This is a genomic window from Amycolatopsis sp. AA4 (assembly GCF_002796545.1).
Lineage (GTDB): Bacteria > Actinomycetota > Actinomycetes > Mycobacteriales > Pseudonocardiaceae > Amycolatopsis.
Genome location: NZ_CP024894.1, coordinates 1,092,670 through 1,113,554 on the forward strand (window position 1 = coordinate 1,092,670; position 20,885 = coordinate 1,113,554).

Here is a 20,885-nt window from a genome sequence, read left to right on the forward strand (position 1 = left end):
GACGGTGAAGGGCCCCGGATTCCGGAACCCTTCACCGGCTGTTCGTTCAGGCGTTCTTGATCGCGGAGATCTCGAACTCGAGGGTGATCTTGTCCGAGACCAGCACGCCGCCGGTCTCGAGGGCGGCGTTGAAGGTGACGCCGTAGTCGCTGCGGTTGATCGAGGTCTTGCCCTCGAAGCCGACGCGGTCGTTGCCGAACGGGTCCTTCGCGGAGCCGCCGAACTCGAACGGGATGGTGACCGACTTGGTGATGCCCTTGACGGTCAGGTCGCCGGTCACGTCGAAGGTGTCCTCGCCGGTCTGCGCGATTCCGGTGGAGGTGAAGGTGATGGTCGGGAACTCGTCGACGGACAGGAAGTCGTTGTTGCGCAGGTGGCCGTCGCGGTCGGCGTTGCGGGTGTCGACGCTCTTGGTCTGGATGGTGACGTTCGCGCTCGAGTTGGCCGGGTTCTCGCCGTCCAGGGTGAACGAGCCTTCGAACTCGTTGAAGGAGCCGCGGACCTTGGTGACCATGGCGTGGCGGGCGACGAAGCCGATCCGGCTGTGCGTGCCGTCGATCGTGTAGGTGCCGGTCAGGTGGGCGTAGGTGGTCGCGCTGGTCATGAGTTCCGTTCCTTCGGGTCCTTGGTTGAGTGTTCAACTAGCACTGTAGCCCACAATAACTGATTGCGCGAGCAAGTGTCGGATATACTCCCCCTTTGTGGTGACCAGAACCCCGCTGACCAGCGAAGAAGAGGCGGTGTGGCGTCCGCTGATGCGCCTCGTCACAGTCCTGCCGCGGGCTCTCGAGGACCAGTTCGCGCACGACAACGGCGTCTCGCTGACGGATTACACCGTGCTCGTGTCGCTGGCGGAAGCGCCCGAAGGCAGGCTGCGGCTCACCGATCTGGCGCAGGCCACGGCGCTGTCGCTGAGCCGGATCAGCCGGGTCGTGGAGGCGATGGTGGGGCGCGGGCTGGTCAAGAAGGTGAAGTGCCCGCAGGACCGGCGGGCCGCGCACGCGACGCTCACCGAAGCGGGGCGCGCGAAGTTAGCCGCCGCGTATCCCGGGCATCTCGAACGGGTGCGTTCGTTCCTGTTCGACCACCTCTCGCCCGAGGAGGTCCGCGCCGCGGGCCCGATCCTCGCCCGGCTGGCCGCCGCGCTGGAGCCGCCGGACGGTTCGGCCTGCCCGGACGACTAGACCCGACCCCCGACGAAAGGCTTCCGATGCCCGACCAGGGTGAGTTCAAGCGCGACACGAACTACATCTCCGACCGGATCACCGCCGACGGCCGCGACGGCTGGCCGGTGGAGCCGGGCCGGTACCGCCTGGTGATCGCGCGCGCCTGCCCGTGGGCGAACCGCGCGTCGATCGTGCGCAGGCTGCTCGGCCTCGAAGACGTGCTGTCGATGGGCCTGTGCGGCCCGACGCATGACGAGCGCAGCTGGACCTTCGACCTCGATCCCGGCGGCCGCGACCCGGTGCTCGGCATCGAACGGCTGCAGGAGGCGTTTTTCGCGCGGTACCCGGACTATCCGCGCGGGATCACCGTTCCGTCCATTGTGGATGTCCCGAGTGGGCAGATCGTGACCAACGACTTCAAGCAGATCACGATCGACCTGTCGCTGGAATGGGGCGCCTACCACCGGGACGGCGCGCCCGAGCTGTACCCGGAACGGCTGCGCGACGAGGTCGAGGACGTCGCGGAGAAGGTCTTCCGGGACGTGAACAACGGCGTGTACAAAGCGGGTTTCGCCACCTCGCAGGAGGCGTACGAAGAGGCGTACCGCGCGTTGTTCTCCCGGCTGGACTGGCTGTCCGAGCGGCTGGCCGGCCAGCGGTACCTCGTCGGCGACACGATCACCGAGGCGGACGTCCGGCTGTTCACGACGCTCGTCCGCTTCGACGCGGTGTACCACGGGCATTTCAAGTGCAACCGGCAGAAACTCACGGAGATGCCGGTGCTGTGGGCGTACGCGCGGGATCTGTTCCAGACGCCCGGTTTCGGCGACACGATCGATTTCGGGCAGATCAAGGAGCACTACTACGTGGTGCACCGGAACGTGAACCCGACCGGGATCGTGCCGCTGGGGCCGGACCTGGCGGGGTGGCTGACGCCGCACGGCCGGGAGGAACTGGGCGGGAGGCCGTTCGGGGACGGGACGCCGCCGGGTCCGCCGCCGGCAGGGGAGCGGGTTCCTGAGCTGGGGAGCTAGGTCGTCCCGAATCTGCCGCCACGCGGGGAGTCCGCGATGGCGGTCCGCCCGCGTCTGCTCCGGCACCGCCTTGACCCGTAAGGAGTTTTGCCATGTCCGCCGAGCCGTTCGAAGTCCGCGTCACCGAAGCGGAGATCGCGGACCTGCGGGATCGGTTGCGGCGGACGCGGTGGCCCGAGCCCGAGCCGGTGGACGACTGGTCGCAGGGGCTGCCGCTGTCCTACGCGCAGGAGCTGTGCCGCAGCTGGGCCGAGGACTACGACTTCGGGTTCGCCGAGCGGCTGAACGTCTTCCCGCAGTACCGCGACACGATCGACGGCCTGGGCATTCACTTCCTGCACGTCCGTTCGCCGGAGCCGGGCGCGTTCCCGCTCGTGCTCACGCACGGGTGGCCGGGTTCGGTGCTGGAGTTCCTGGACGTCCTCGGCCCGCTGACCGATCCGCGTGCGCACGGCGGGGATCCGGCGGACGCGTTCCACGTGGTCGCGCCGTCGTTGCCCGGGTACGGCTGGAGCGACAAGCCGGCGACGACCGGATGGGGTGTCCCGCGCATCGCACGCGCCTGGGACACGTTGATGGTCTCGCTGGGCTACCACCGGTACGGCGCGCAGGGCGGCGACTGGGGCTCGGCGGTGTCCGGCGCGCTGGGCGAGGTGGCGCCTGAGCGGGTCGCCGGCGTCCACGTGAATCTGGGGTCCGTGGCGGCGGGCACGTTCGCCGACCCGACGCCCGCGGAACTGGCGAATCTCGAGGCGGAGAAGGAGTTCCAGCGCACCGGCCGCGGTTACTCGGCGCTCCAGGCGACCCGGCCGCAGACCCTCGGCTACGGCCTCACCGACTCCCCGGCGGGCCAGGCCGCCTGGATCGCCGAGAAATTCTGGGCCTGGACGGACCACAACGGCCACCCTGAGGACGCGGTGTCGCGGCAGACGATCCTCGACGAGATCTCGGTCTATTGGTTCACCGCGTCCGCCACCTCGTCGGCGCGCCTGTACTGGGAAAGCTTCGCCAACTTCCGGGACAAGGTCACCGCGCCGTCCGGGCTGTCGGTCTACCCGCGCGACATCACCCGTCCGTCGCGGCGGGAGGCCGAGCTGCGGTTCACCGACCTGCGCTGGTTCGAGGAACTGCCGCGAGGCGGACACTTCGCCGCTCTGGAGCAGCCGGAGTCGCTGGTCGAGCAGGTGCGCGGGTTCTTCCGTCTCGTCCGCTAGGCCCGCGCGGGAAGCGGCAGGTCGTGTGCTTTGCGGAAGTCGGTCAGGGTGGCCCACGCGAGATGCGGATCCAGTGCGAGCCGTCGCCGGGCGATGGCCAGTTCGTGCAGGCTCGGCGTGAGGCGGGACTGGGTGAGCGCGTCGGTGAACATGTCCAGGACGGTGGCGCAGAAGAGGACGAACGCGCTGCTGTGCAACCGCAGCCGGTTGACCGCGTCGGCGAGGTCGGAGGTCGCGCCTTCGTGCAGTTCGGCGGCGAGTTCGGCGAGTTCCGCTGCTTCGCGGGTGTCGGGGATGCGGAGGAGTTTCGGCCACAGTTCGGTCAGCTCCGGCGTTTGCGCGAGCCCGCGGGCCTGTCCGGCGAAGCCGCTCGCCTTGGCGGCCAGGTCGGCGCGGACCAGGATGCCGGTGACCGTGGACAGCGACGGCTCGTAGTGTTCGATCGTCACGTCCACCATGTCGATCGTGGTGCGGCGCAGGTCGCGGGGCAGGCCGCCGGAGAGGCAGTGGCCGAGGTAGCAGAACTGCTCCGGAACGCCGGGCAGCCGTTGCGCGATCCACAGCCTGCTCTCGTCGAGCGTGAACGATTCCAGGCGCACCACTTCGGAAAACGCGCTGTCGAAGGCGTCGCGCACGGCCAGTCCGCGTTGCTCGAAGCTGAGCACCGCGTCGTCGGACACCGCCACGAAGTACAGGCAGCCGGGCACGCCGAAGATGCCCTTGATGTCGTTCACGAGCTGCTGGGCCTTGTCCTGCTCGCCGATCTTGTCCAGTTCGTCGATGGCGACGACGACCCGGTCGGTGATCCCTTCCGCGCGCAGGGATTCGGCGGTCAGCTGGGCGAACGAGCGGAACTCGTCGACGACTTCCGGATGCGTCAGCTGCTGTTCGGCCCGTTGCGTGGTGCGGGTGCGGCCCAGTTCGCCGCCCGCCGGGACGGCGAGTTTGCCGGACCAGCCGGTGGTGTAGGTCAGGAGGTACTGGATGCGGAGCAACTGCCGTCGCGCTTCGGCTTCGAGGGCACGTGCTCCGGCGGACGACTTGCGCCGCAGGAAGAGCAGCACGGCACCGGTTGCGGTCGCGAGGAGTTTCCAGACCCAGCGGAGCGCGAGGACGGCGACCACGCCCAAGGCGATCCGGTTGGCGACTGGCTGCTCTGTCCACAATGGACCAAGCAGGTCGGGGAACTGAACTTTGCGGACGGTGTGCCACAGATCGACGGGGAACTGCGCGAATTTCCCGGTCCAGAGCAGGCCGCCGATCGCCCAGCCGAGCGCCGCCGAGAGCACGAGATCGGCTGATCCGCGCCAGAACCGGCGGGCCCACCAGCGCCAGCCGATGGCCGGACCCAGCGTCTGCCGGATCCGTTCGAGGACGGCTTGGCACAGCAGCTTGTGCAGGTGCAGCACGAAATCGCGGGCGTCGTAGGTGGCCGGGGCGGAGGCGACCACCACCAGCGGCGCGGGGTTTTCGCTGCCGTGCAGCAGACCGCGCTGCATGGAACGGATGGCGGTCGTCTTGCCGGACCCGCGTTGCCCGCCGAGTGCGACCGCGCCGGAACCCGCGCGTTCGAGGACCCGCCGGATCCGTTTCGCCGCGGCGGTCGGCACGATCCGGGTGCTGTCCTCCTCGCCGAGGTCGTACTGCTGCTCGAAAACCAACGTGGTGCCGAAGTGCAATCGCCGGTGCGCGGAAATGACGTCGCGGACCTCGGGCAGCACGATCTCGCGCGCGGCGAACGAACGCCGGGGCCCGAGGCCGAATTGCTCCTCGTGGAACTGCATGGCGTCCGGGTTGATCCACTCGCGCAACGCGGTGACCTTGCGGACCGCGAGCGCGCCGGTGGCGAACAGGACGCACGGCATCATCATCCCGGCGAAGATCCGGAAGAACAGCGGGAGCTGGTTCCACGCGGCGGTCATCAGGCTGAGGTAGGCGAGCCCGAGCAGCACCGCGACCAGCAGCCAGAGCACCTCGCGCGGCGACACCGGCCGGTTGCGCGGCCGGAATCCCCGGTCGCCTTCGGCCATGACCTGATCCTGCAGCGTCCGGATCTTGGCGAGCAGGGTCTCGTTCGCGAACAGCTCCTCCCGCACGACCTCGGCGCGCAGCGATTCGCGGGCGAGCAGCCGGATGACCTCGGGGGAGCTGAGCGTCTCGTCGATCAGGGAGGCCAGCGCGGCCTGCGCGGTCCACGAGTCGAAATCCTCGAGGTCTTCCTCCTCGATCGAGTGCGGGTCGCTCCGCTCGCCGGTCACCGGCGGATGATGCCACAGGACGTGCTCCGGGCGGGCCGGTTTCGGCGACCGTTAGCGCGAAGGGACGGCGAGCAGCCCTTGCGCTGCGGTGGCTCCCGAAGGATTCGTCAGCTGAGGATGTCGTGCGCGAGGGCGATCGGGTCGTCGACCGTGCCTGACGGCTGGGCCCGGACGGCGGCTGCCGCGGCCGTCGCGTCGGGCAGGGCCAAGTGGGGGCCGCCGCGGAGGCGGTCCGCAGCGGCTAGCAGGTCGGCGGCGGCAACTGGACGGTCGATGCGCAGGGCCTGGTCGGCGACGCCCACGAGAACAATCGACAGATACAGTGCCTCGCCGGCTTCCGCGGCCAAGGCGAGGGCTTCGCGGCGGCGCTCCCGGGCGGCGGGCAGGTCGCCGGTCTGGGCGTCCAGGTAGGCGTGCGAATGCTGGATCATCGCGCGGAACAACGGATGCGGTTCGGATTCGCTCAACAGCGCTTCGGCGCGGTTCAGCTCCCGGCGGGCTTCTGCCAGCTCGCCGCGCCAGCGCGCCAGATCCGATTTCGTCTGGGCCAGAAAGGCGAGCGAATCGGGGAACGGCACGCTCCGCGCGTCGCGTTCGGCGGCGGCTATCGCGGCCGCTGCGGCCGCCTCGTCGCCGAGCTGCCAGAACAGGTGTGCTTGCCGGCCGCGGGCGAACAGAACGTCATCCGCCGACCCGAGTTCCGAGACGACCTGGATCGATTCCTCGTAGCACGAAACGGCTTCCTCCAGTTCGCCGCGACGGCCGACGACCTCGGCGAGACTGTTGAGCGCCAACGACCTTCCCCAGCGTTCCCCGCTCAGCCGGAACAGCCGGACAGCCTCGCGGATGTCGGCTTCCTGCGCGGCCGAGTCGTGCCAGAGGTTCAGCTGCGTGCGCGCCCGGTGCAGCCGGGCGTGCGCGCGCAGCCACGGGTCCTCATCGGACAGCAAGTCGTCCAATGTGGACTCCAGAGCACTGGGTTCCCCGGTTTGCGTGAACACCGGAATGATCGATCGCAGCAAGGAATTCTTGCTGCCGCGGCTGAGTTCGAGTGCTTTGCGGCCCAAGGCGTCCGCGGAGGTTTCAGCGGTCATCCCGATGGTCAGCAGCAACGCGGCCATCGCGTACCCCATCGCGCGCAGCTCGCGGTCCGCCTCGCCGGGCAACGCCAGCGCCGCCTCGATCAGCTCCTGCGCTTCGGTCTTGTGCCCGGTCAGCATCCAGAACCACGCGCACGACGTCACCAGCCGCAGCGACGTCGTCGCTTCGCCAGCGGCGATGGCACCGCGTACGGCGGAGATCAGATTGCCGTGCTCGGCGGCGAAACGCGCGAGCCATTCGATCTGCTCGGCCCGGCGCAGGTATTTGTCGCCGGTCTCGGCGAAACTGGCGAACCATTCCGCGTGTGCCTGCCGGAGTTCCTCGCGTTCGTCGACTGCGGTGAGCTGTTCCAGCCCGTACGCCTTGATGGTCTCGAGCATCCGATAGCGCGGCTCGCCGTTCTCGGAGACGGTCAGCAGCGACTTGTCGACTAACGCGCTGAGCAGCTCCGCCGTGCCGCCGCAGACCGCTTCCGCGGCCGCCGCGGTCGCGCCGCCGGAGAAGATCGACAACCGGCGCAGCAGTTGCCGCTCGTCCGGTTCCAGCAGGTCCCAGCTCCAGTCGACCACCGCGCGCAACGTGCGGTGCCGGGGGAGCGCGGTCCGGCTGCCCGCGGTGAGCACGCGGAACCGATCGCCGAGCCGGGCGGCCAGCTGCGACACGGTCATCGACCGCAACCGCGCCGCGGCGAGTTCGACCGCGAGCGGCATTCCGTCGAGCGCCCGGCAGATCCGCACCACGTCGTCCACAGTGGACTCGTCGACGGTGAACCCTGGCCGCACCGCGGCGGCGCGATCGGCCAGCAGCCGAACCGAAGCACACGCCGTCGCTTCGACGGCGGTCGCCCCTTCCGCGGGCAGCGTCAGCGGTTCGACCGGCCAGAGCGCCTCGCCGGTCAGCGCCAACGGCTCCCGGCTGGTCGCGAGAATCCGCAGCCGCGGGCATTCGCCGAGCAGGTATTCGGCGAGTTCGGCGGCGGCTTCGATGACGTGCTCGCAGTTGTCGAGCACCAGCACCGCGTCCCGGTCGCGCAACGCGCCCGCCGCCCGCTCGCGCGGAGTGCCGTGGGCGCGCGATCCGGGGTACATCTGCTCGTGCAGGCCCAACGCGTCGAGCACGGCCTGCGGGACGTCCGCGCCGTTGGCGATCGGGGCGAGTTCGGCGAACCACACGCCGCTGCGCTCGGACAGCAGATGCCGTCCGGTTTCCGTGGCCAGCCGGGTCTTTCCGGCCCCGCCGGGCCCGGTCAGCGTCGTGAGCCGGTACTCGCCGACCAGCTTGGCCACGCGCGCGACCTCGGCGTTCCGGCCGACGAAACTGGTCAGCTCGGCCCGCAGGTTCGTGCGCGCGACCTCCTCGTCCGGCACCGTTTCGCGGAGGATTTTGGTGTGCGCGGCGGACAGTTCGGGAGCCGGGTCGGTGCCGAGTTCGTCCGCCAGCGCCATCCGGATCCGCGCGAACACCCGCAGCGCTTCGGCCGGTCGTCCGGCGGCTTGCAGCGAGAGCATCAACGTCGCGGCCAGCCGTTCCCGCAGCGGATGTTCGGCGAGCAGCCTCGACAGTTCTTCGGCGAGTTCCGCGCCGTGCCCCAGCCGGAGGGCGGCTTCGGCGTACTCCTCGGTCGCCGACAGCCGCAGCTCGTTCAGCCGCGCGATGTGACCTTGGAAGAACTGCGCGTCGGAGACGTCGCCGAGCGCCGGGCCGCGCCAGAGGTTGAGCGCCTCGCGCAGCAGTACGACGCGCTTCTCGTCGGGTGCCGTCCGGGCCACGGTGACCAACTCCTCGAACCGGGCTGCGTCGACGGTCGCCTCGGGCAGCCGGTAGCCGGACGGCGTGGAGTCGAGCCGGGTGCCGACCCGGCGGAGCCGCGAGACGAGCGCCTGGAGCGCGTTGGCCGTGGCCGGCGGACGCGTCCCCCAGACGGCGTCGACGAGCCGCCCGGCGGGCACGACCCGGCCGGGTTCCAGCGCGAGGGCGCTCAGCAGCGTCCGCAATCGGGCGCCGGCGATCTCGACTGCGGCACCGTCGTCGTTCCGGACCTCCAGCGGGCCCAGCAAGCCGATCCGCACGGGTCGATGATGCCGCGCCGGAGGCCGTCCCGTCCTCCGGGATCTCCCCGATATCCGGGAGGTTCGGGGCAGAAAATGGAGTCGACACCAAGTTTGCAGTCTGCTTCACTTTCCGGCGTGGGACTTCGAGAGCGGAAGAAGCAGGAGACGGTGCGGCGCATCGTGGAAACCGCGCTGCGGATGTTCGTCGAGCGCGGATTCGAGGCGGTGACGATCGCCGAGGTGGCCGAGGCCGCCGACGTCGCGGTCAACACGGTCTACAACCACTTCCGCGTCAAGGAAGACCTGGTGCTGCCGCCCGCCGAGGCATCCGCGGGGCGGCTGGCCGAGATCGTGGCGGCGCGGGGCCAGGGGGTGTCCGCGGCCCGCGCGGTGCTGGACCGCCTGCGCGGCGAGATCCGGCAGCGCTCGCGGACGGTCGGGCTCAGCCCGGGATTCGGCCGGGTGCTGCCGATGATGCTGGCCGCGCCCACGCTCGCCGCCCGGTTGCGGGACCTCGGCGAGCAGATGGTCGCCGAACTCGCCGATCTGCTGACCGCGGAAACCGGTGCGGCGCCGGGGGATCCGGTGCCCGGGCTGGTCGCCGCGCAGATCGGCTGGGTGCACAGCCTGCTGTACGGCGAGATCGGCAAACGCACCGTCGCCGGAGAGCAGCCGGACGACATCGCGGAGGCGGCGCTGACGCTCCTCGACGCGGTGGAAGGCCTGCTCAGCGAACAAGTACTGACTTATGCGACCCGGAAGGACACCTGACATGGACGCGTTTCGCGTGCTCATCCGCGGCAAATTCGACGCTCTCGACGAGGATGCTCGCCGCGTGCTGGACGCCAAGACCGACGTCGCCTTCACCGAGGAAGGCACCTTCACGCACGACGTCAACGCGACGGCATTCACCTTCCGCTGCCAGGTCCCGGCCGGCCCGGACGACGACGAACGCGCGGCCAAAGACGGCGCGACCGCCGCGCTGGCCGCGCACGGCCTGCCGTACCGGGACCTCAACTACGCGGTGACCGACTTGCGGGCGATCAAGATCCGGCGCAAGAACCGCTAGTGAGACCTGCTGCGCCGCTGACTGGAACCGGCCGAAGTCGCGTCGTTCCCCGGGTTCGGCCCGCTTCGTACCTACAGTGGCGAGGTGACTACGCCTGCCGAGGACCAGCGCGACCACGTGATGGCGCGCGCGTCCGCGCTCCGCCGCGAGCTTCGTGCGGGTCTGGCGCAGCTGCCGGACCAGGCGGACGACGAACGCACGCAGACGCTCGACGCCTTGGTCGAGCGGGCGGAGGCGCTGCTGCGCACCGAGAAAGAGGTCGACGTCGCCGTCGAGCAGGTGCGGCTCGCCCGGCTGGAAGCGAAGCGCGGGAAGGTGCAGCGGACGACGTTGTACCTGGCGGTCGCGCCGGTCGCGGTCGGGATGGTGAGCGGGGCGATGATGCTGTTCGGCGCGCTCAACGTGATCTGGTTGCTGCTCGCGTTGCCGCTGCTGGGCGCCGGTCTGCGGATCGCGTTCGGGCCGCTCGGGCCGACGCCGTTGATGGTCAACCGGCGGCAGCGCGCTGCGTACAGCGGGGCGCTCGCCGCGATCTTCACCGCGGTCGCGCTCATCGGGGTCGCGCCGACTGCTCAGCTGATCGTGGTCATCCTGGCCGCGCTCACCACGGTGGCGACCGTGGCGTTCCTCGTGCGGGAGGCGCGGTGACCTACTCCGAGTACTACCGCGACACCGAGTACTACCCGGCCGAGGAAGTCCCGGAGGCCGATCCGGAACTCGTTGCCCTCACCGACACGGTCGGCGGTATGCAAGAGACCGTCGAGGATCTGGAAAACCGCACTGTCCGCGAGCTTTCCGAACTGCGCGAGACGGTCGAGTCCTTCACCGAAACGCACTCCCGGCACGAAACCCGGCTGGACCACACGGCCCGCCAGCTCGAACGGCTCCGGCAGCGGCTGCTGGTGCTCGAACGCGCGGTGCGGGTGTCGGAGAAGGTCCCGGTGGTCGACCTGGAGGACGTCGGCCCGCAGATACGGCGGCTCGCCGCGGAGGCGGAGCGGCGGCACAGCCTCGCCGCGCAGCTGCTCACGCCGAGCCAGCGCCGACCGTACGAAGAGGACGTCGCGCGGCTGCCGAAGGCGCGGGAAGCGTTGGCGCAGAGCGAAGAAGCGCTCATCGCGGTGCTGGAAGTGCTGGCGAAAGCCGAACGCGGCACGCCGGAACGGGACGACGCGGAGGCGCGACTGCCCGAGGTGGTCGCGCGGCGGCGCGGTGTCCTGGATCGTCAGCTGCCCGCCGCGCAGCAGGATGCCGAAGCGGCGCACCAGGTTCTGGCCGCGGACGAGGTGACGCGGACCCGGGTGCTGCCGCAGATCGAGAAGTGCGAACGGGATTGGGAGGAGCTGCATTCGCGGCTGCGCGAGCGGATCACCGACGCGATCGGGTCGAGCGCGCTGCTGCCGGTGTGGTTCACGCACGCGTTCGGAGTCGCGCCGCCGTCCGGTGCGGCAGGGGACAAGTGGATCCGGGCAGCGACGTCCGCGCTGGCCTACCGGGTGACGCACGGCGTGGTCGATCCCGCGCTGCCGCTGGGGGAGCCGCCGCCGTCGGACACCGACTGGACCGAACCGAAATGGTCCTGGCGCGCGCGGCTGGAGCACGACATCGAGGAACTGGACCTCGGCGTGGACTAACGCGGTTCCTCCGGGGTGTCGTCCGAGGCCGGGACGAGTTCTCGCTGCATCCAGGTGACGTCGCGCCAGGCACCGTGTTTCCAGCCGATCCGCCGCCAAGTCCCGATGAGTTCGAAGCCCATTGCCTTGTGCAGCCCGACGCTCGGCTCGTTCGGCTGGGTCATCCCGGCGACGGCCATCCGGAAGCCGCGTTCGGCGAGCCGGGCGAAAAGGGCTTCGTACAAGGCTTTTCCGCCACCCGCGCGTCGGCGGTCCTGCGCCAGGTAGACACTCACCTCGCACGACCAACGGTAAGCCGCGCGCTCCTTGTACGGGCTGCCGTACGCGTATCCGACCACTGAGCCGTCCATTTCCAGCACCAGCCACGCGTACGACTTCGTCGCCTTCGCGATGCGCGCGGCCATTTCCGTCGGCGTCGGCGGTTCGGTCTCGAAGCTGATCGTGGTGTCCCGGACGTACGGCGCGTAGATCGCCGCGCACGCCTCGGCGTCCCGTTCTTCGGCAGCTCGGATCAACATGTCCACGATAGTAGACACAATCCGCTGCTATAGTCGACCACTGTGACCGATCCCCTCTCCGTTTCGCTCGCCGCGGCGGTGCGCGAAGCTCGGCAGGACCGTGCGCTGTCCGCTGGCGTGCTCGCCGAACGTTCCGGAGTTTCCCGTGCCATGATCGGGAAAATCGAACGCGGCGAAGCGCAGCCGACGGCCGTCCTGCTGAGCCGGCTCGCCACCGCGCTCGGGCTGACGCTGTCCGAACTCATCGCCCGCGCGGAGGGCGACGACCGCCGTCTCGCGCGTCGCGAAGACCAGCCGACCTGGCAGGATCCGGTCACCGGCTACGTGCGCCGCGCGGTCTCGCCACCCGGGCACGGCGCGACCGAATTGGTGGAAGTCGAGCTGCCGCCCGGTGCGAAAGCCGGGTTTCCGGCCAGTTCCTACGCCTTCGCCGAGCACCAGGTCTGGGTGCTGTCCGGCCAGTTGCGGTTCCACGAAGGCGAAGTCGTGCACGAACTTGCCGAGGGCGACTGTCTTCAGCTGGGCCGTCCGGTCGATTGCGCCTACGAGAACCCTGGAACCCAGCCGTGCCGCTATCTGGTGGTGCTCACCAAAGTGTGACTCAGTTCACGCCGGAATTGTCTGATTACCGGGGTCTCCCGCCCGGACATGATGCGACCGCACCAGCATCCGGGAGGAGAAGCAAGTGGGTTCGTGGCGCGAATTGGGAGCGCATTTCAGCACCGCGGTCGTGCTGGCCGGCGGCGTGCTCGTCGGCGCGGTCAACATCTATGTGGCGGCCAGCCTTTTGCCGACCGCGGTCGCCGACATCGGCGGGGAGCGGCTCTACGCGTGGAACATGACGGCGTTCCTGGTCGCGCAGGTCGTCGCGACGATGTTCGTCAGCCGGGCGCTCGCGCGGCTCGGCAACGCGGCGGCGTACTACCTCGGGTTCGGCGTTTTCGCCGCGGGCTCGGTGGTGTGCGCGGTTAGCCCGGCGATGCCGGTGCTGCTGGCTGGTCGCGGAGTACAGGGTCTGGGGGCCGGATTGCTGACCGGACTCGGGTTCGCGGTGATTCATTCGGCGCTGCCGCACCATTTGTGGGCGCGGGGGAGCGCGTTGATCTCCGCGATGTTCGGCGTCGGCAACCTCGTCGGTCCGGCGCTCGGCGGGTTGTTCGCGCAATTCGGTTCGTGGCGGGTGGCTTTTGTCGTGCTGGCCGTCGCAGCTGTGGTGATCGCGGCGCTGGTGCCGCGGGCGCTTCCGCGCAGTGAACGGAGCGGTGAGTCGGCCCCGGTGCCGACCTTCGCGCTGGTGGCCGTCGTGGGTGCGGTCGGGGCGGTGAGCGTCGCCGGAATCTTGACCAACGTCGTCGCGATGGCCGCGTTCATCGTGCTCGGTTTCGGTTTCATCGCAGCGTTTCTGCTGGTCGAGAAGCGCGCCGCGGTTCGGGTGCTGCCCGCGGAAACCTACGCATCCGGCTCGCCGCTGCGGTGGATCTACCTGACCATCATGTGTCTCGCCGCCGGGGTCTCGGTCGAGTCGTTCCTGCCGTTGTTCGGCCAGCACCTCGGCGGATTGCCGCCTGCCGCAGCGGGTTTCTTCTCCGCCGCGCTGTCCTTCGGCTGGTCCGCCGGGCAGATCGTCAGCTCGTCGGCCCGTCGCGTCCGGGTGCTCTGCCTGGCCGGACCGACGCTGCTGGCTGGCGCGTTCGTCGTACTTGCCTTGCTGCAACAGGAAAACGCCTCGGTACTGGCGTGGCTGGTCGTCCTTTTCGTCGGCGGCACCGGGATCGGTATCGCCATGCCGCACCTGTCGGTCGCCGCGATGGCCAGCGGTCAGCGAGCAGCGGCCGCGATCGCGACCGTGCTCACGATGGCGACCGCGTTCGGCGCCTCGATCGCCGGTCTGCTGGTGAACCTCGGCGCGCCGTCGATGGTGACCTCCGCGCGCTACCTGCTGATCGGCTTCGCCGTCGTGGCCGCGGCGGGGATTTTCACGACAGCTGCGGCAGGCGTTGGTGCACGTCGAGCAGCTGCGCGAACGGATCTCCCGCCTTCGCCACGCGATCGAGCACCGTCCGGATCGTCCACCGATCCGGAGTGAGGTCGGGGTCGTCGAGTTCGTCCCACTCCAGCGGGACGGACACCGGCGCCCCCGGCCTCGGCCGCACGCTGTACGGCGCGACGAGGGTTTTGTTCAGCACGTTCTGCGTGTAGTCGAGCCGCGCGAGCCCGCCGCGGCGGTCCTTGTGCCACGCCCAGCTCACCAGGTCCGGCACGATCTTGCCGATCGACTTCGACACGGTTTCCGCCCACGCCCGGGTGTCGGCGTACGTGTACCGCGGTTCGATCGGCACCCAGATCTGGATCCCGCGCTGCCCGGTCGTCTTCGGCCGCCCGATCAGCCCGAAGTGGTCGAGCGCGGTGCGGTGCAGCCGGGCGAGCGCGAGCACGTCGTCGAACGACGTTTCCGAACCGGGGTCGATGTCGAACAGCAGCCAGGTCGGATGCTCGACGTCGGACGTGCGCGACGTCCAGGCGTGCAGTTCCAGTGCGGCGAAATTGGCCAGCCAGGCCAGGTCCGCGACGCCCGACGGCACGAGATAGTGGTGCACGTCGCCGGGGTCGGCCCCTTCGTAATTCCAGCGGTGCAGCCATTCCGGCGCGTGGTCGGGCACTTCCTTGTGCCAGAACCCGGGTTTGCCGACCCCGCCGGGGAACCGGTTGGTGTTGAGCGCGCGGCCGGCGAGGTAGGGGAGCATCGTCGGCGCGATCCGGGTGTAGTACTCGATCAGTTCCCGTTTGGTGATCGGCGCTTCGCCGTCGCGGCCGGGGATCAGCGTCTTGTCGAGATTGGTGACCTTCAACTGCCGGCCGGCGACCGTCCACGTGCCCTGCTTGCCCAGCTCGTGCAGTGCGTTGAGTTCGTCCTCCGACGCTGGCTCGAACATCGCGTGCAACGGCACTTCCGCTTCGGTCGCGGGCAGATCGCTGCGCCACAACGCCGGGGGAGCGGCCGCGATCTCGTCGTTGGTGAGCCCGCTTTTCACCGACTTCGGATGGTCCTCGGCGTCCCAGCCCGGGCTGGCGTGGTCGTCCTGCTTGTGCAGCAGAAACCACTGCTTCCCGTCGTCGTCCTTCTTGGGGCGGATCAGCACGAAGCGCCCGGCCAGCTTCTCGCCGTACAGGTCGAAGTGCAGGTTCCCGTCCGCGAGCGCCTGCTCGGGATCGTCGGTGTCGACCGGCTCCCAGCGTCCGCGGTCCCACACGATCACGTCGCCGCCGCCGTACTCGCCGCGCGGGATCACCCCCTCGAAATCGGCGTACTCCAGCGGATGGTCCTCGACGTGCACGGCCATCCGCCGCGCCTTCGGGTCGAGCGTCGGCCCCTTCGGCACCGCCCAGCTGACCAGCACGCCGCCCAGCTCGAGCCGGAAGTCGTAGTGCTTCCGCCGCGCCCGATGCCGCTGGACGACGAACCGGTAGCCAGGTTCCTGCGGGGCGTTCGCGCCGGCCGGCTCGTCGGTCTTCGCGAAGTTGCGCATCGCGCGGTACTTCGCCAGCCTCTCGGCGGCGCCGTCCATCAGCTAGCCCCTCCCGTCAGCAGGTCGGTGGCTCCTCCGTGCAGGAGCTGCTGTCGACCGTTCCGGAAGCCGCTTGCAACAGCAAGTTGTAGAGCTGCTCACGCTGGTCGGGATCGAGCGCCGCGAACACCTCGTCCTCGACGGCCGCGAGCGCCGCCTCGGCCCGGGCCAGCTCCTTCGCCCCCCGATCGGTGAGCACGACGACGTGCCGCCTGCGGTCCTCCGGCGAACGCCGCCGCTCGATCAGCTGGTCGGCCTCGAGGTCGTTGAGCAGGCCGACGACGTTGGTGCTGTCCATCTCGAGGATCCGCGCGAGGGACTGCTGGGTGCTGGAACCGCGAGTCTGGAGGACGGTCAGCGCGATCAAGTGCCGAGGCCGCAGCCCGAACGGAGCGAGCACGCTCTCCGCACGCAGCCGGATGCGGCGCGCGAAGTGCTCGAGCAACGCACCAGACCTGCGCGGAGCCTGGGCGACGAGCGGCAGCGGAGCCATGGTGTCCATTCTACGAGACAGCCGGGGTAGCTGCCGTGCTATAAATGGTTTGTCCTACACAAACCATCTACGGACGGTCATCGACATGGCACACCTGCTGCACCTCGACTCCAGCATCAACGGCCCCCGCTCGGTCAGCCGCAAACTCAGCGCCCGGGCCGCCCAGGCGTGGCGAACCGCCCATCCAGACGGGACGGTGACCTACCGAGATCTGGGCGCGAACCCAGTGCCGCACCTGGACCCCCTGGCCTGGGAAGCCCGAATCACCCCCGCGACGGAACACACCGAAGCCCACCGCGAAGCCGCCCGAATCGGCGAAGACTTGGTAGCGGAAGTACTGGCCGCGGACACCGTGGTGCTGGGCCTGCCGCTCTACAACTACGGAGCCCCCAGCTCAGTGAAAGCCTGGGTAGACCGCCTGATCGCCTCTGCAGGCGACGACCCGTCAGTGCTGGGGGCCGGCCGAGAACTCCTGGTCCTGGCAAGTCGCGGCGGAGGCTACGGAGAAGGCACCCCACGCCACGGCTGGGACCACGCAGAAGGCTGGCTCCCGCACGGCCTCTCCCTGACCGGCTTGGAACCGCGCTTCATCACCGCGGAATTCACCATGGCGGAGGTCAACCCCGCCCTGTCCGAATTCCGCCCGCACGCCGCGGAAAGCCTGGCCGCAGCAGAACGAGAAATCGACGCCCTCTGGACCCCCGCCGGCGCCACCCGCTGACCCCTCAATATGTGAAGGCTCCCTTGAGGAACTCAAGGATCCCTTCATAACCCACCCGGATACGCCAGCCTTGCCGTGAGGGGAACCCTCACGGACTCTGAGTCCCTCAGGGTTCCCCTCACGACCCTCCCGCCGGACGTGAAGGGCTCCTTGAGGGAATCTAATTCCCTCAAGGAGCCCTTCACGGACCGCTCCCCGCCGACCCCGCCGAGATCCCCCAATGTGGCATTGGGTGCGTCTGACGCACCGAACGCCACATTGGGTGCGTCGCATGCACCCAATGCCACATTGGGGCGCTCCCCGCTACCCGCACGCCGCTCCGCTCAACGCACTGACACCCGAGTCGCGCAAAAAACCGCAGCCAGTGCACCCAAACACCGGGGGCACCCAGACCTTCCCCAACCCCGATACGAAGCCTCTCTGCGGTTCGGGGGTGCTTGTCAAGGCATCTTTCCCGCCTTGACAAGCACCCCCGAACCGTCAGCACAATCAACCTTCGGGGTGCCCCACGCAACCCAAGGAACGGCAATGTCGCCCCCCAGGGCGACGAGCCGAAACCCCACCGGAAGAACTCAAACCACATCCCCCCGCCGAACCCGATAAACCTGCAGCCTCAACCCGTAATACTTGACCGTCTCCCCCACCCACTGCATCCCAATCCGCTCCGCAGTAGCGATAGCCCGGGAATTCCCCGGCCGGGCAACCGCGAACAACTCATCCGTCCCGTCCTGGGAAAACGCCCACTCCACCAACGCCCGCCCAGCCTCGGTCGCGTACCCGTGCCCCCACTCCTCAGGCCGCAACTGCCAGCTCAACTCCAAATCCTCCCGATAAGGAGGCAGCAACCGAATCCCCAGCCCCCCGACGACCCGGCCATCGGCCCGCGTCTCCACCGCCCACCGTCCCCGGGGCGGGATCAAATTGGGCTGCGCCTCCTGCCAGGCCTGCAACACGGCCCGCATCGCGGCGACGTCCGCGACCCGGTCCATCGCGGGAGTCAGCCAATGCGTCACGTCAGCGGAGCCGTAGATCTGAAACGCGGCTTCGGCGTCGTCAGCCGTCCAGTCCCGGATCACGAGACGTTCGGTGGTCAGCGGCAGGGTCATGTACGAACGGTACGCCCGTTCCACCCGGTCCGGGCAGGTGATCCAGGACGCATCGAAGGCTCTTGTCCGCCAAGGACTCCGCCCGATATGGCGGCGCGTTAAACTGCGCCGGTGGAGATCTGGGTGAACCCGCGTTGTTCCAAATGCCGCTCGGCGGTGTCGCTGCTCGACGAGGCCGGCGCGGAGTACACCGTGCGCCGCTACCTGGAGGACCCGCCGACCGAGGCGGAACTCGTCGCGGTGCTCGACCGGCTCGGCCTCGACCCGTGGGACATCACCCGCACCGGCGAGAAAATCGCCGGTGAACTCGGGCTGAAATCCTGGTCGCGGACGCCGGAGGACCGTCCACGGTGGATCGCCGCGCTCGCCGAGCACCCGGAGCTGATCCAGCGCCCGATCATCACCGCCGACGACGGCACCACGGTCGTCGCCCGCGACGAGGACACCGTCCGCTCCGTGCTCAGCTGACCGCGACCGCGATCAGCGCGGCCGCCAGCAGCACCACATACGCGACGGCGTGCACCTTGTCCGGCAACCGGTCGGCGACCCGCCGGACGAGCGCGATCGTCGGCAGCGAACCGGCCAGCAGCGTCAGGCCCGCGACGGGATCGAGATACCCGGACGGTCCGCCGCCCGCCGTCGCGTAAACCGCCGTCGCGACGACCGCGACGGGCACGCTGAGCGGATTCGCCATCGCGGCCGCGTCCGCCATCGGCAGGCCCTTGCGGCGCAGCAACGGCACTGTCATAACGCTGCCGCCTACCCCGAGAAAGCTCGCCACCGCACCGATCCCGACCCCGCCCGCGGTAGTCGTGAACATGCTCAACGGCTTGGGTTCTCCTTGCGGTTTAAGGAATCCGCCGCGCGCCAGACTGTCCACAATGGTCACCGCCAGGTAAGCGAGGAACAGGACGCGCAACAGTCCGTCCCCGGCATAGGTCGCGGCCACCGAACCCGCCACGGCACCGAGAGCGACGAACGCGGCGAGCGGCCAGAGGTAGTCGCGACGGAGCCGTCCGGCCCGGGCTTGCACGACGGTCGCGCTGACCGCGTTCACCACCATCACCGCGGTGGACGTCGCGACGGCGACATGCATCGCGTCGCCGCGGCTCGTGACCGCCGCGACCACCGGCACGGTGACGAATCCGCCGCCGAACCCGAACAGCACGGTCGTGACGCCGCTGAGGCAGCCGAAGAGCAGAAGAATCAGGATCGAGGTCAACACTGGCTTCAAGGTAGGTCTTGCCAGGTGCGGCGCGCATCCGAAGATTCGCCAGGTTCTTTCGAGGATCGGACATCTACGCTGGAGGCATGCGCAACGTCCCGTTGTCCGAGGTCGACGCCCTGCCGCGGGCCGTGCTCGCGATCAGCACGGACTACCCGCCGGAGCACTTCCTGCCGCCGCATCGCCATCGCCGCGCGCAATTCCTCTACGGTGCCACCGGTTCCATGCGTGTCGGGACGGCAGACGGAACCTGGACCGTCCCAACGCGACGCGCGGTGCTCATTCCGCCGGAGACCGACCACAGCGTCGTGATGACGAACGTGACCACGCGCAGTCTGTATCTGGAACCGTCCGCCGTGCCGTGGTTCCCGCGCCGCTGCCAGGCCGTCGACGTCTCGCCCCTGCTGCGGGAACTGCTGCGGGAAGCTGTGGACGTCGCGCCCGAATACCCTCGCCGCGGCCGTGATGCGACGCTGATTTCCCTTCTGCTGCATGAAATCTCCCGCTGCGTGCCCTTGCCGCTCGACCTCCCGTGGCCGCGGCACGAGGGCTTGCGCGCCCTGTGTCAGTCCTTTTCGGACTCCCCAGATGTGCACGATCCGCCCGCGCGCTGGGCCGAGGAGTTGCATGTCAGCGAACGGACGCTGCACCGGCTCTTCCGCGCCGAAACGGGCCTGAGCTTCGCCCGCTGGCGGGAGCGGGCCTGTGTGCTGCACGCGCTCCCGCTGCTGGCTTCGGACCTTCCGGTCGCCGAGGTCGCCGCCACCCTCGGATACGAAAGCCCCGCCGCCTTCACGACGATGTTCAGCCGCCTGCTCGGCGCCCCGCCGCGGTCCTATCGGGAGCAGTGACCCGGATCTCATAGGACGCAATCTGATTGTGCACAATTCAGTTGTACAGTTGGCATCGTCCGGAACTTTCTCTGAGGAGGACCCCATGACTGCCACTGTCGTTCTGGTGCACGGCGCGTTCGCGGATTCGTCCAGCTGGAACGGGGTGACCGAGCGGCTTCAGGCGGCCGGGCACCGGGTGCTCGCCGCGGCGAACCCGCTGCGCGGAGTCGCCGAAGACGCCGCCTACGTGCGGTCTTTGCTGGACAGCATCGAGGGCCCGATCGTCCTGGCCGGCCACTCCTACGGCGGCTCGGTGATCTCGGCCGCCGCGGCGGGCCATCCCGGGGTACGGGCGCTGGTGTACATCGCCGGTTTCCTTCCGGACGAGGGCGAAAGTGCCGGTGAGCTGGCCGGGAAGTTCCCCGGCGGGACGCTGGGGGAGACGTTGGAGCAGGTCGCCCTGTCGAACGGCGTCGACCTCTATGTCCGGCAGGACCTGTTCCGCCAGCAGTTCGCAGCCGACGTCCCGGCCGCGCAGGCCGGCCTGATGGCAGCGGGCCAGCGCCCGATCGCCGCGGCGGCCCTGGACGAGGCCTCGCCCGCTCCGGCGTGGAAGGACTTGCCGGTGTACAGCCTGATCCCGACCGCGGACAAGAACATCCCGCCGGCGGCGCAGCGTTTCATGGCGGAACGCGCGGAGGCGGAGGTGGTCGAGGTGGCGGACGCTTCGCACGCGGTGCTGGTTTCGCAGCCGGAGGCGGTCGCGGAGCTGATCCTGCGCGCTGCCGCCCAGTGATCTTGACGCGGTGCGGCTCGTCCGCTCCGGGCTCGACCGCGGCCATTGACCTGGTCAGCGGGTTGATTGTGCGGCGTCTGGGGAGCCTGCCGGTCCCGTT

At 69.4% G+C, this 20,885-nt stretch carries 21 protein-coding genes; 13 read left to right on the forward strand and 8 right to left on the reverse strand.

The annotated features are described in order from the left end of the window. Positions 1 to 46: 46 nt before the first annotated feature. Complete coding sequence (locus CU254_RS05305) at positions 47 to 604, reverse strand: YceI family protein (RefSeq protein ID WP_009073467.1); 558 nt, start codon at positions 602 to 604, stop codon at positions 47 to 49. Between the two features lie 97 nt (positions 605 to 701). On the opposite strand from CU254_RS05305, the gene CU254_RS05310 reads away from it, so the two are divergent. From CU254_RS05310 to CU254_RS05320, 3 genes are all read left to right on the forward strand, one after another. Further along, on the forward strand, positions 702 to 1,184 hold the full coding sequence (locus tag CU254_RS05310) for a MarR family winged helix-turn-helix transcriptional regulator (RefSeq protein ID WP_009073469.1): 483 nt from the start codon (positions 702 to 704) through the stop codon (positions 1,182 to 1,184). Between the two features lie 26 nt (positions 1,185 to 1,210). After that, the gene (locus CU254_RS05315; RefSeq protein WP_037712622.1) at positions 1,211 to 2,200 is read left to right on the forward strand and encodes a glutathione S-transferase family protein; all 990 of its coding nucleotides are present in this window, start codon (positions 1,211 to 1,213) and stop codon (positions 2,198 to 2,200) included. A gap of 92 nt (positions 2,201 to 2,292) precedes the next feature. Next, entirely contained in the window at positions 2,293 to 3,414 is a 1,122-nt protein-coding gene (locus CU254_RS05320; protein ID WP_009073474.1) for an epoxide hydrolase family protein, read from the forward strand. Here the strand turns inward: CU254_RS05320 and CU254_RS05325 are convergent. Both CU254_RS05325 and CU254_RS05330 read right to left on the reverse strand, forming a co-directional pair. Further along, positions 3,411 to 5,672: a hypothetical protein gene (locus tag CU254_RS05325; RefSeq protein WP_009073476.1), complete on the reverse strand. Its 2,262-nt coding sequence runs from the start codon at positions 5,670 to 5,672 to the stop codon at positions 3,411 to 3,413. The two genes, CU254_RS05320 and CU254_RS05325, sit on opposite strands and share 4 nt — an antisense overlap. 107 nt (positions 5,673 to 5,779) lie before the next feature. Continuing rightward, complete coding sequence (locus CU254_RS05330) at positions 5,780 to 8,842, reverse strand: BTAD domain-containing putative transcriptional regulator (protein WP_050788115.1); 3,063 nt, start codon at positions 8,840 to 8,842, stop codon at positions 5,780 to 5,782. Positions 8,843 to 8,959: 117 nt separating this feature from the next. Here CU254_RS05330 and CU254_RS05335 point away from each other — a divergent pair, with 117 nt between their 5' ends. The 4 genes from CU254_RS05335 (at position 8,960) to CU254_RS05350 (ending at position 11,527) form a co-directional block, all read left to right on the forward strand. After that, positions 8,960 to 9,595: a TetR/AcrR family transcriptional regulator gene (locus tag CU254_RS05335; RefSeq protein WP_009073479.1), complete on the forward strand. Its 636-nt coding sequence runs from the start codon at positions 8,960 to 8,962 to the stop codon at positions 9,593 to 9,595. A 1-nt stretch (position 9,596) separates the two neighbouring features. Further along, complete coding sequence (locus CU254_RS05340) at positions 9,597 to 9,893, forward strand: DUF6204 family protein (protein WP_037712625.1); 297 nt, start codon at positions 9,597 to 9,599, stop codon at positions 9,891 to 9,893. Positions 9,894 to 9,977: 84 nt separating this feature from the next. Beyond that, the gene (locus tag CU254_RS05345) at positions 9,978 to 10,541 is read left to right on the forward strand and encodes a hypothetical protein (RefSeq protein ID WP_158687990.1); all 564 of its coding nucleotides are present in this window, start codon (positions 9,978 to 9,980) and stop codon (positions 10,539 to 10,541) included. Continuing rightward, on the forward strand, positions 10,538 to 11,527 hold the full coding sequence (locus CU254_RS05350) for a hypothetical protein (protein ID WP_050788117.1): 990 nt from the start codon (positions 10,538 to 10,540) through the stop codon (positions 11,525 to 11,527). Before CU254_RS05345 ends, CU254_RS05350 begins: the two co-directional genes overlap by 4 nt. On the opposite strand, the gene CU254_RS05355 is transcribed toward CU254_RS05350, so the two are convergent. After that, positions 11,524 to 12,045: an arsinothricin resistance N-acetyltransferase ArsN1 family B gene (locus CU254_RS05355; RefSeq protein ID WP_199785805.1), complete on the reverse strand. Its 522-nt coding sequence runs from the start codon at positions 12,043 to 12,045 to the stop codon at positions 11,524 to 11,526. The genes CU254_RS05350 and CU254_RS05355 overlap by 4 nt on opposite strands. A gap of 42 nt (positions 12,046 to 12,087) precedes the next feature. Here CU254_RS05355 and CU254_RS05360 point away from each other — a divergent pair, with 42 nt between their 5' ends. Both CU254_RS05360 and CU254_RS05365 read left to right on the forward strand, forming a co-directional pair. After that, the gene (locus CU254_RS05360; RefSeq protein WP_009073489.1) at positions 12,088 to 12,645 is read left to right on the forward strand and encodes a helix-turn-helix domain-containing protein; all 558 of its coding nucleotides are present in this window, start codon (positions 12,088 to 12,090) and stop codon (positions 12,643 to 12,645) included. A gap of 85 nt (positions 12,646 to 12,730) precedes the next feature. Beyond that, positions 12,731 to 14,131 carry an MFS transporter gene (locus CU254_RS05365; protein ID WP_009073491.1) on the forward strand — a complete coding sequence of 467 codons (1,401 nt, stop codon included), beginning with the start codon at positions 12,731 to 12,733 and terminating at the stop codon, positions 14,129 to 14,131. Here the strand turns inward: CU254_RS05365 and CU254_RS05370 are convergent. Together CU254_RS05370 and CU254_RS05375 are read right to left on the reverse strand one after the other, a co-directional pair. Then, positions 14,022 to 15,611: a DNA polymerase domain-containing protein gene (locus CU254_RS05370; RefSeq protein WP_009073493.1), complete on the reverse strand. Its 1,590-nt coding sequence runs from the start codon at positions 15,609 to 15,611 to the stop codon at positions 14,022 to 14,024. The genes CU254_RS05365 and CU254_RS05370 overlap by 110 nt on opposite strands. Before the next feature lie 16 nt (positions 15,612 to 15,627). Further along, positions 15,628 to 16,104, reverse strand: a complete 477-nt coding sequence (locus CU254_RS05375; RefSeq protein ID WP_037712629.1) for a MarR family winged helix-turn-helix transcriptional regulator — start codon at positions 16,102 to 16,104, stop codon at positions 15,628 to 15,630. 85 nt (positions 16,105 to 16,189) lie between these two features. Here CU254_RS05375 and CU254_RS05380 point away from each other — a divergent pair, with 85 nt between their 5' ends. Next, positions 16,190 to 16,825: an FMN-dependent NADH-azoreductase gene (locus CU254_RS05380; RefSeq protein ID WP_009073497.1), complete on the forward strand. Its 636-nt coding sequence runs from the start codon at positions 16,190 to 16,192 to the stop codon at positions 16,823 to 16,825. A 572-nt stretch (positions 16,826 to 17,397) separates the two neighbouring features. Here CU254_RS05380 and CU254_RS05390 read toward each other — a convergent pair. Next, on the reverse strand, positions 17,398 to 17,931 hold the full coding sequence (locus tag CU254_RS05390; RefSeq protein ID WP_037712631.1) for a GNAT family N-acetyltransferase: 534 nt from the start codon (positions 17,929 to 17,931) through the stop codon (positions 17,398 to 17,400). A 111-nt stretch (positions 17,932 to 18,042) separates the two neighbouring features. Here CU254_RS05390 and CU254_RS05395 point away from each other — a divergent pair, with 111 nt between their 5' ends. Beyond that, on the forward strand, positions 18,043 to 18,399 hold the full coding sequence (locus CU254_RS05395) for an ArsC/Spx/MgsR family protein (RefSeq protein ID WP_009073502.1): 357 nt from the start codon (positions 18,043 to 18,045) through the stop codon (positions 18,397 to 18,399). On the opposite strand, the gene CU254_RS05400 is transcribed toward CU254_RS05395, so the two are convergent. Then, positions 18,392 to 19,156 carry a sulfite exporter TauE/SafE family protein gene (locus CU254_RS05400; protein WP_037712634.1) on the reverse strand — a complete coding sequence of 255 codons (765 nt, stop codon included), beginning with the start codon at positions 19,154 to 19,156 and terminating at the stop codon, positions 18,392 to 18,394. The genes CU254_RS05395 and CU254_RS05400 overlap by 8 nt on opposite strands. An 86-nt stretch (positions 19,157 to 19,242) precedes the next feature. On the opposite strand from CU254_RS05400, the gene CU254_RS05405 reads away from it, so the two are divergent. Then, on the forward strand, positions 19,243 to 20,007 hold the full coding sequence (locus CU254_RS05405) for a helix-turn-helix transcriptional regulator (protein WP_009073506.1): 765 nt from the start codon (positions 19,243 to 19,245) through the stop codon (positions 20,005 to 20,007). An 85-nt stretch (positions 20,008 to 20,092) separates the two neighbouring features. Next, the gene (locus tag CU254_RS05410; protein WP_009073508.1) at positions 20,093 to 20,785 is read left to right on the forward strand and encodes an alpha/beta fold hydrolase; all 693 of its coding nucleotides are present in this window, start codon (positions 20,093 to 20,095) and stop codon (positions 20,783 to 20,785) included. Positions 20,786 to 20,885 lie beyond the last annotated feature (100 nt).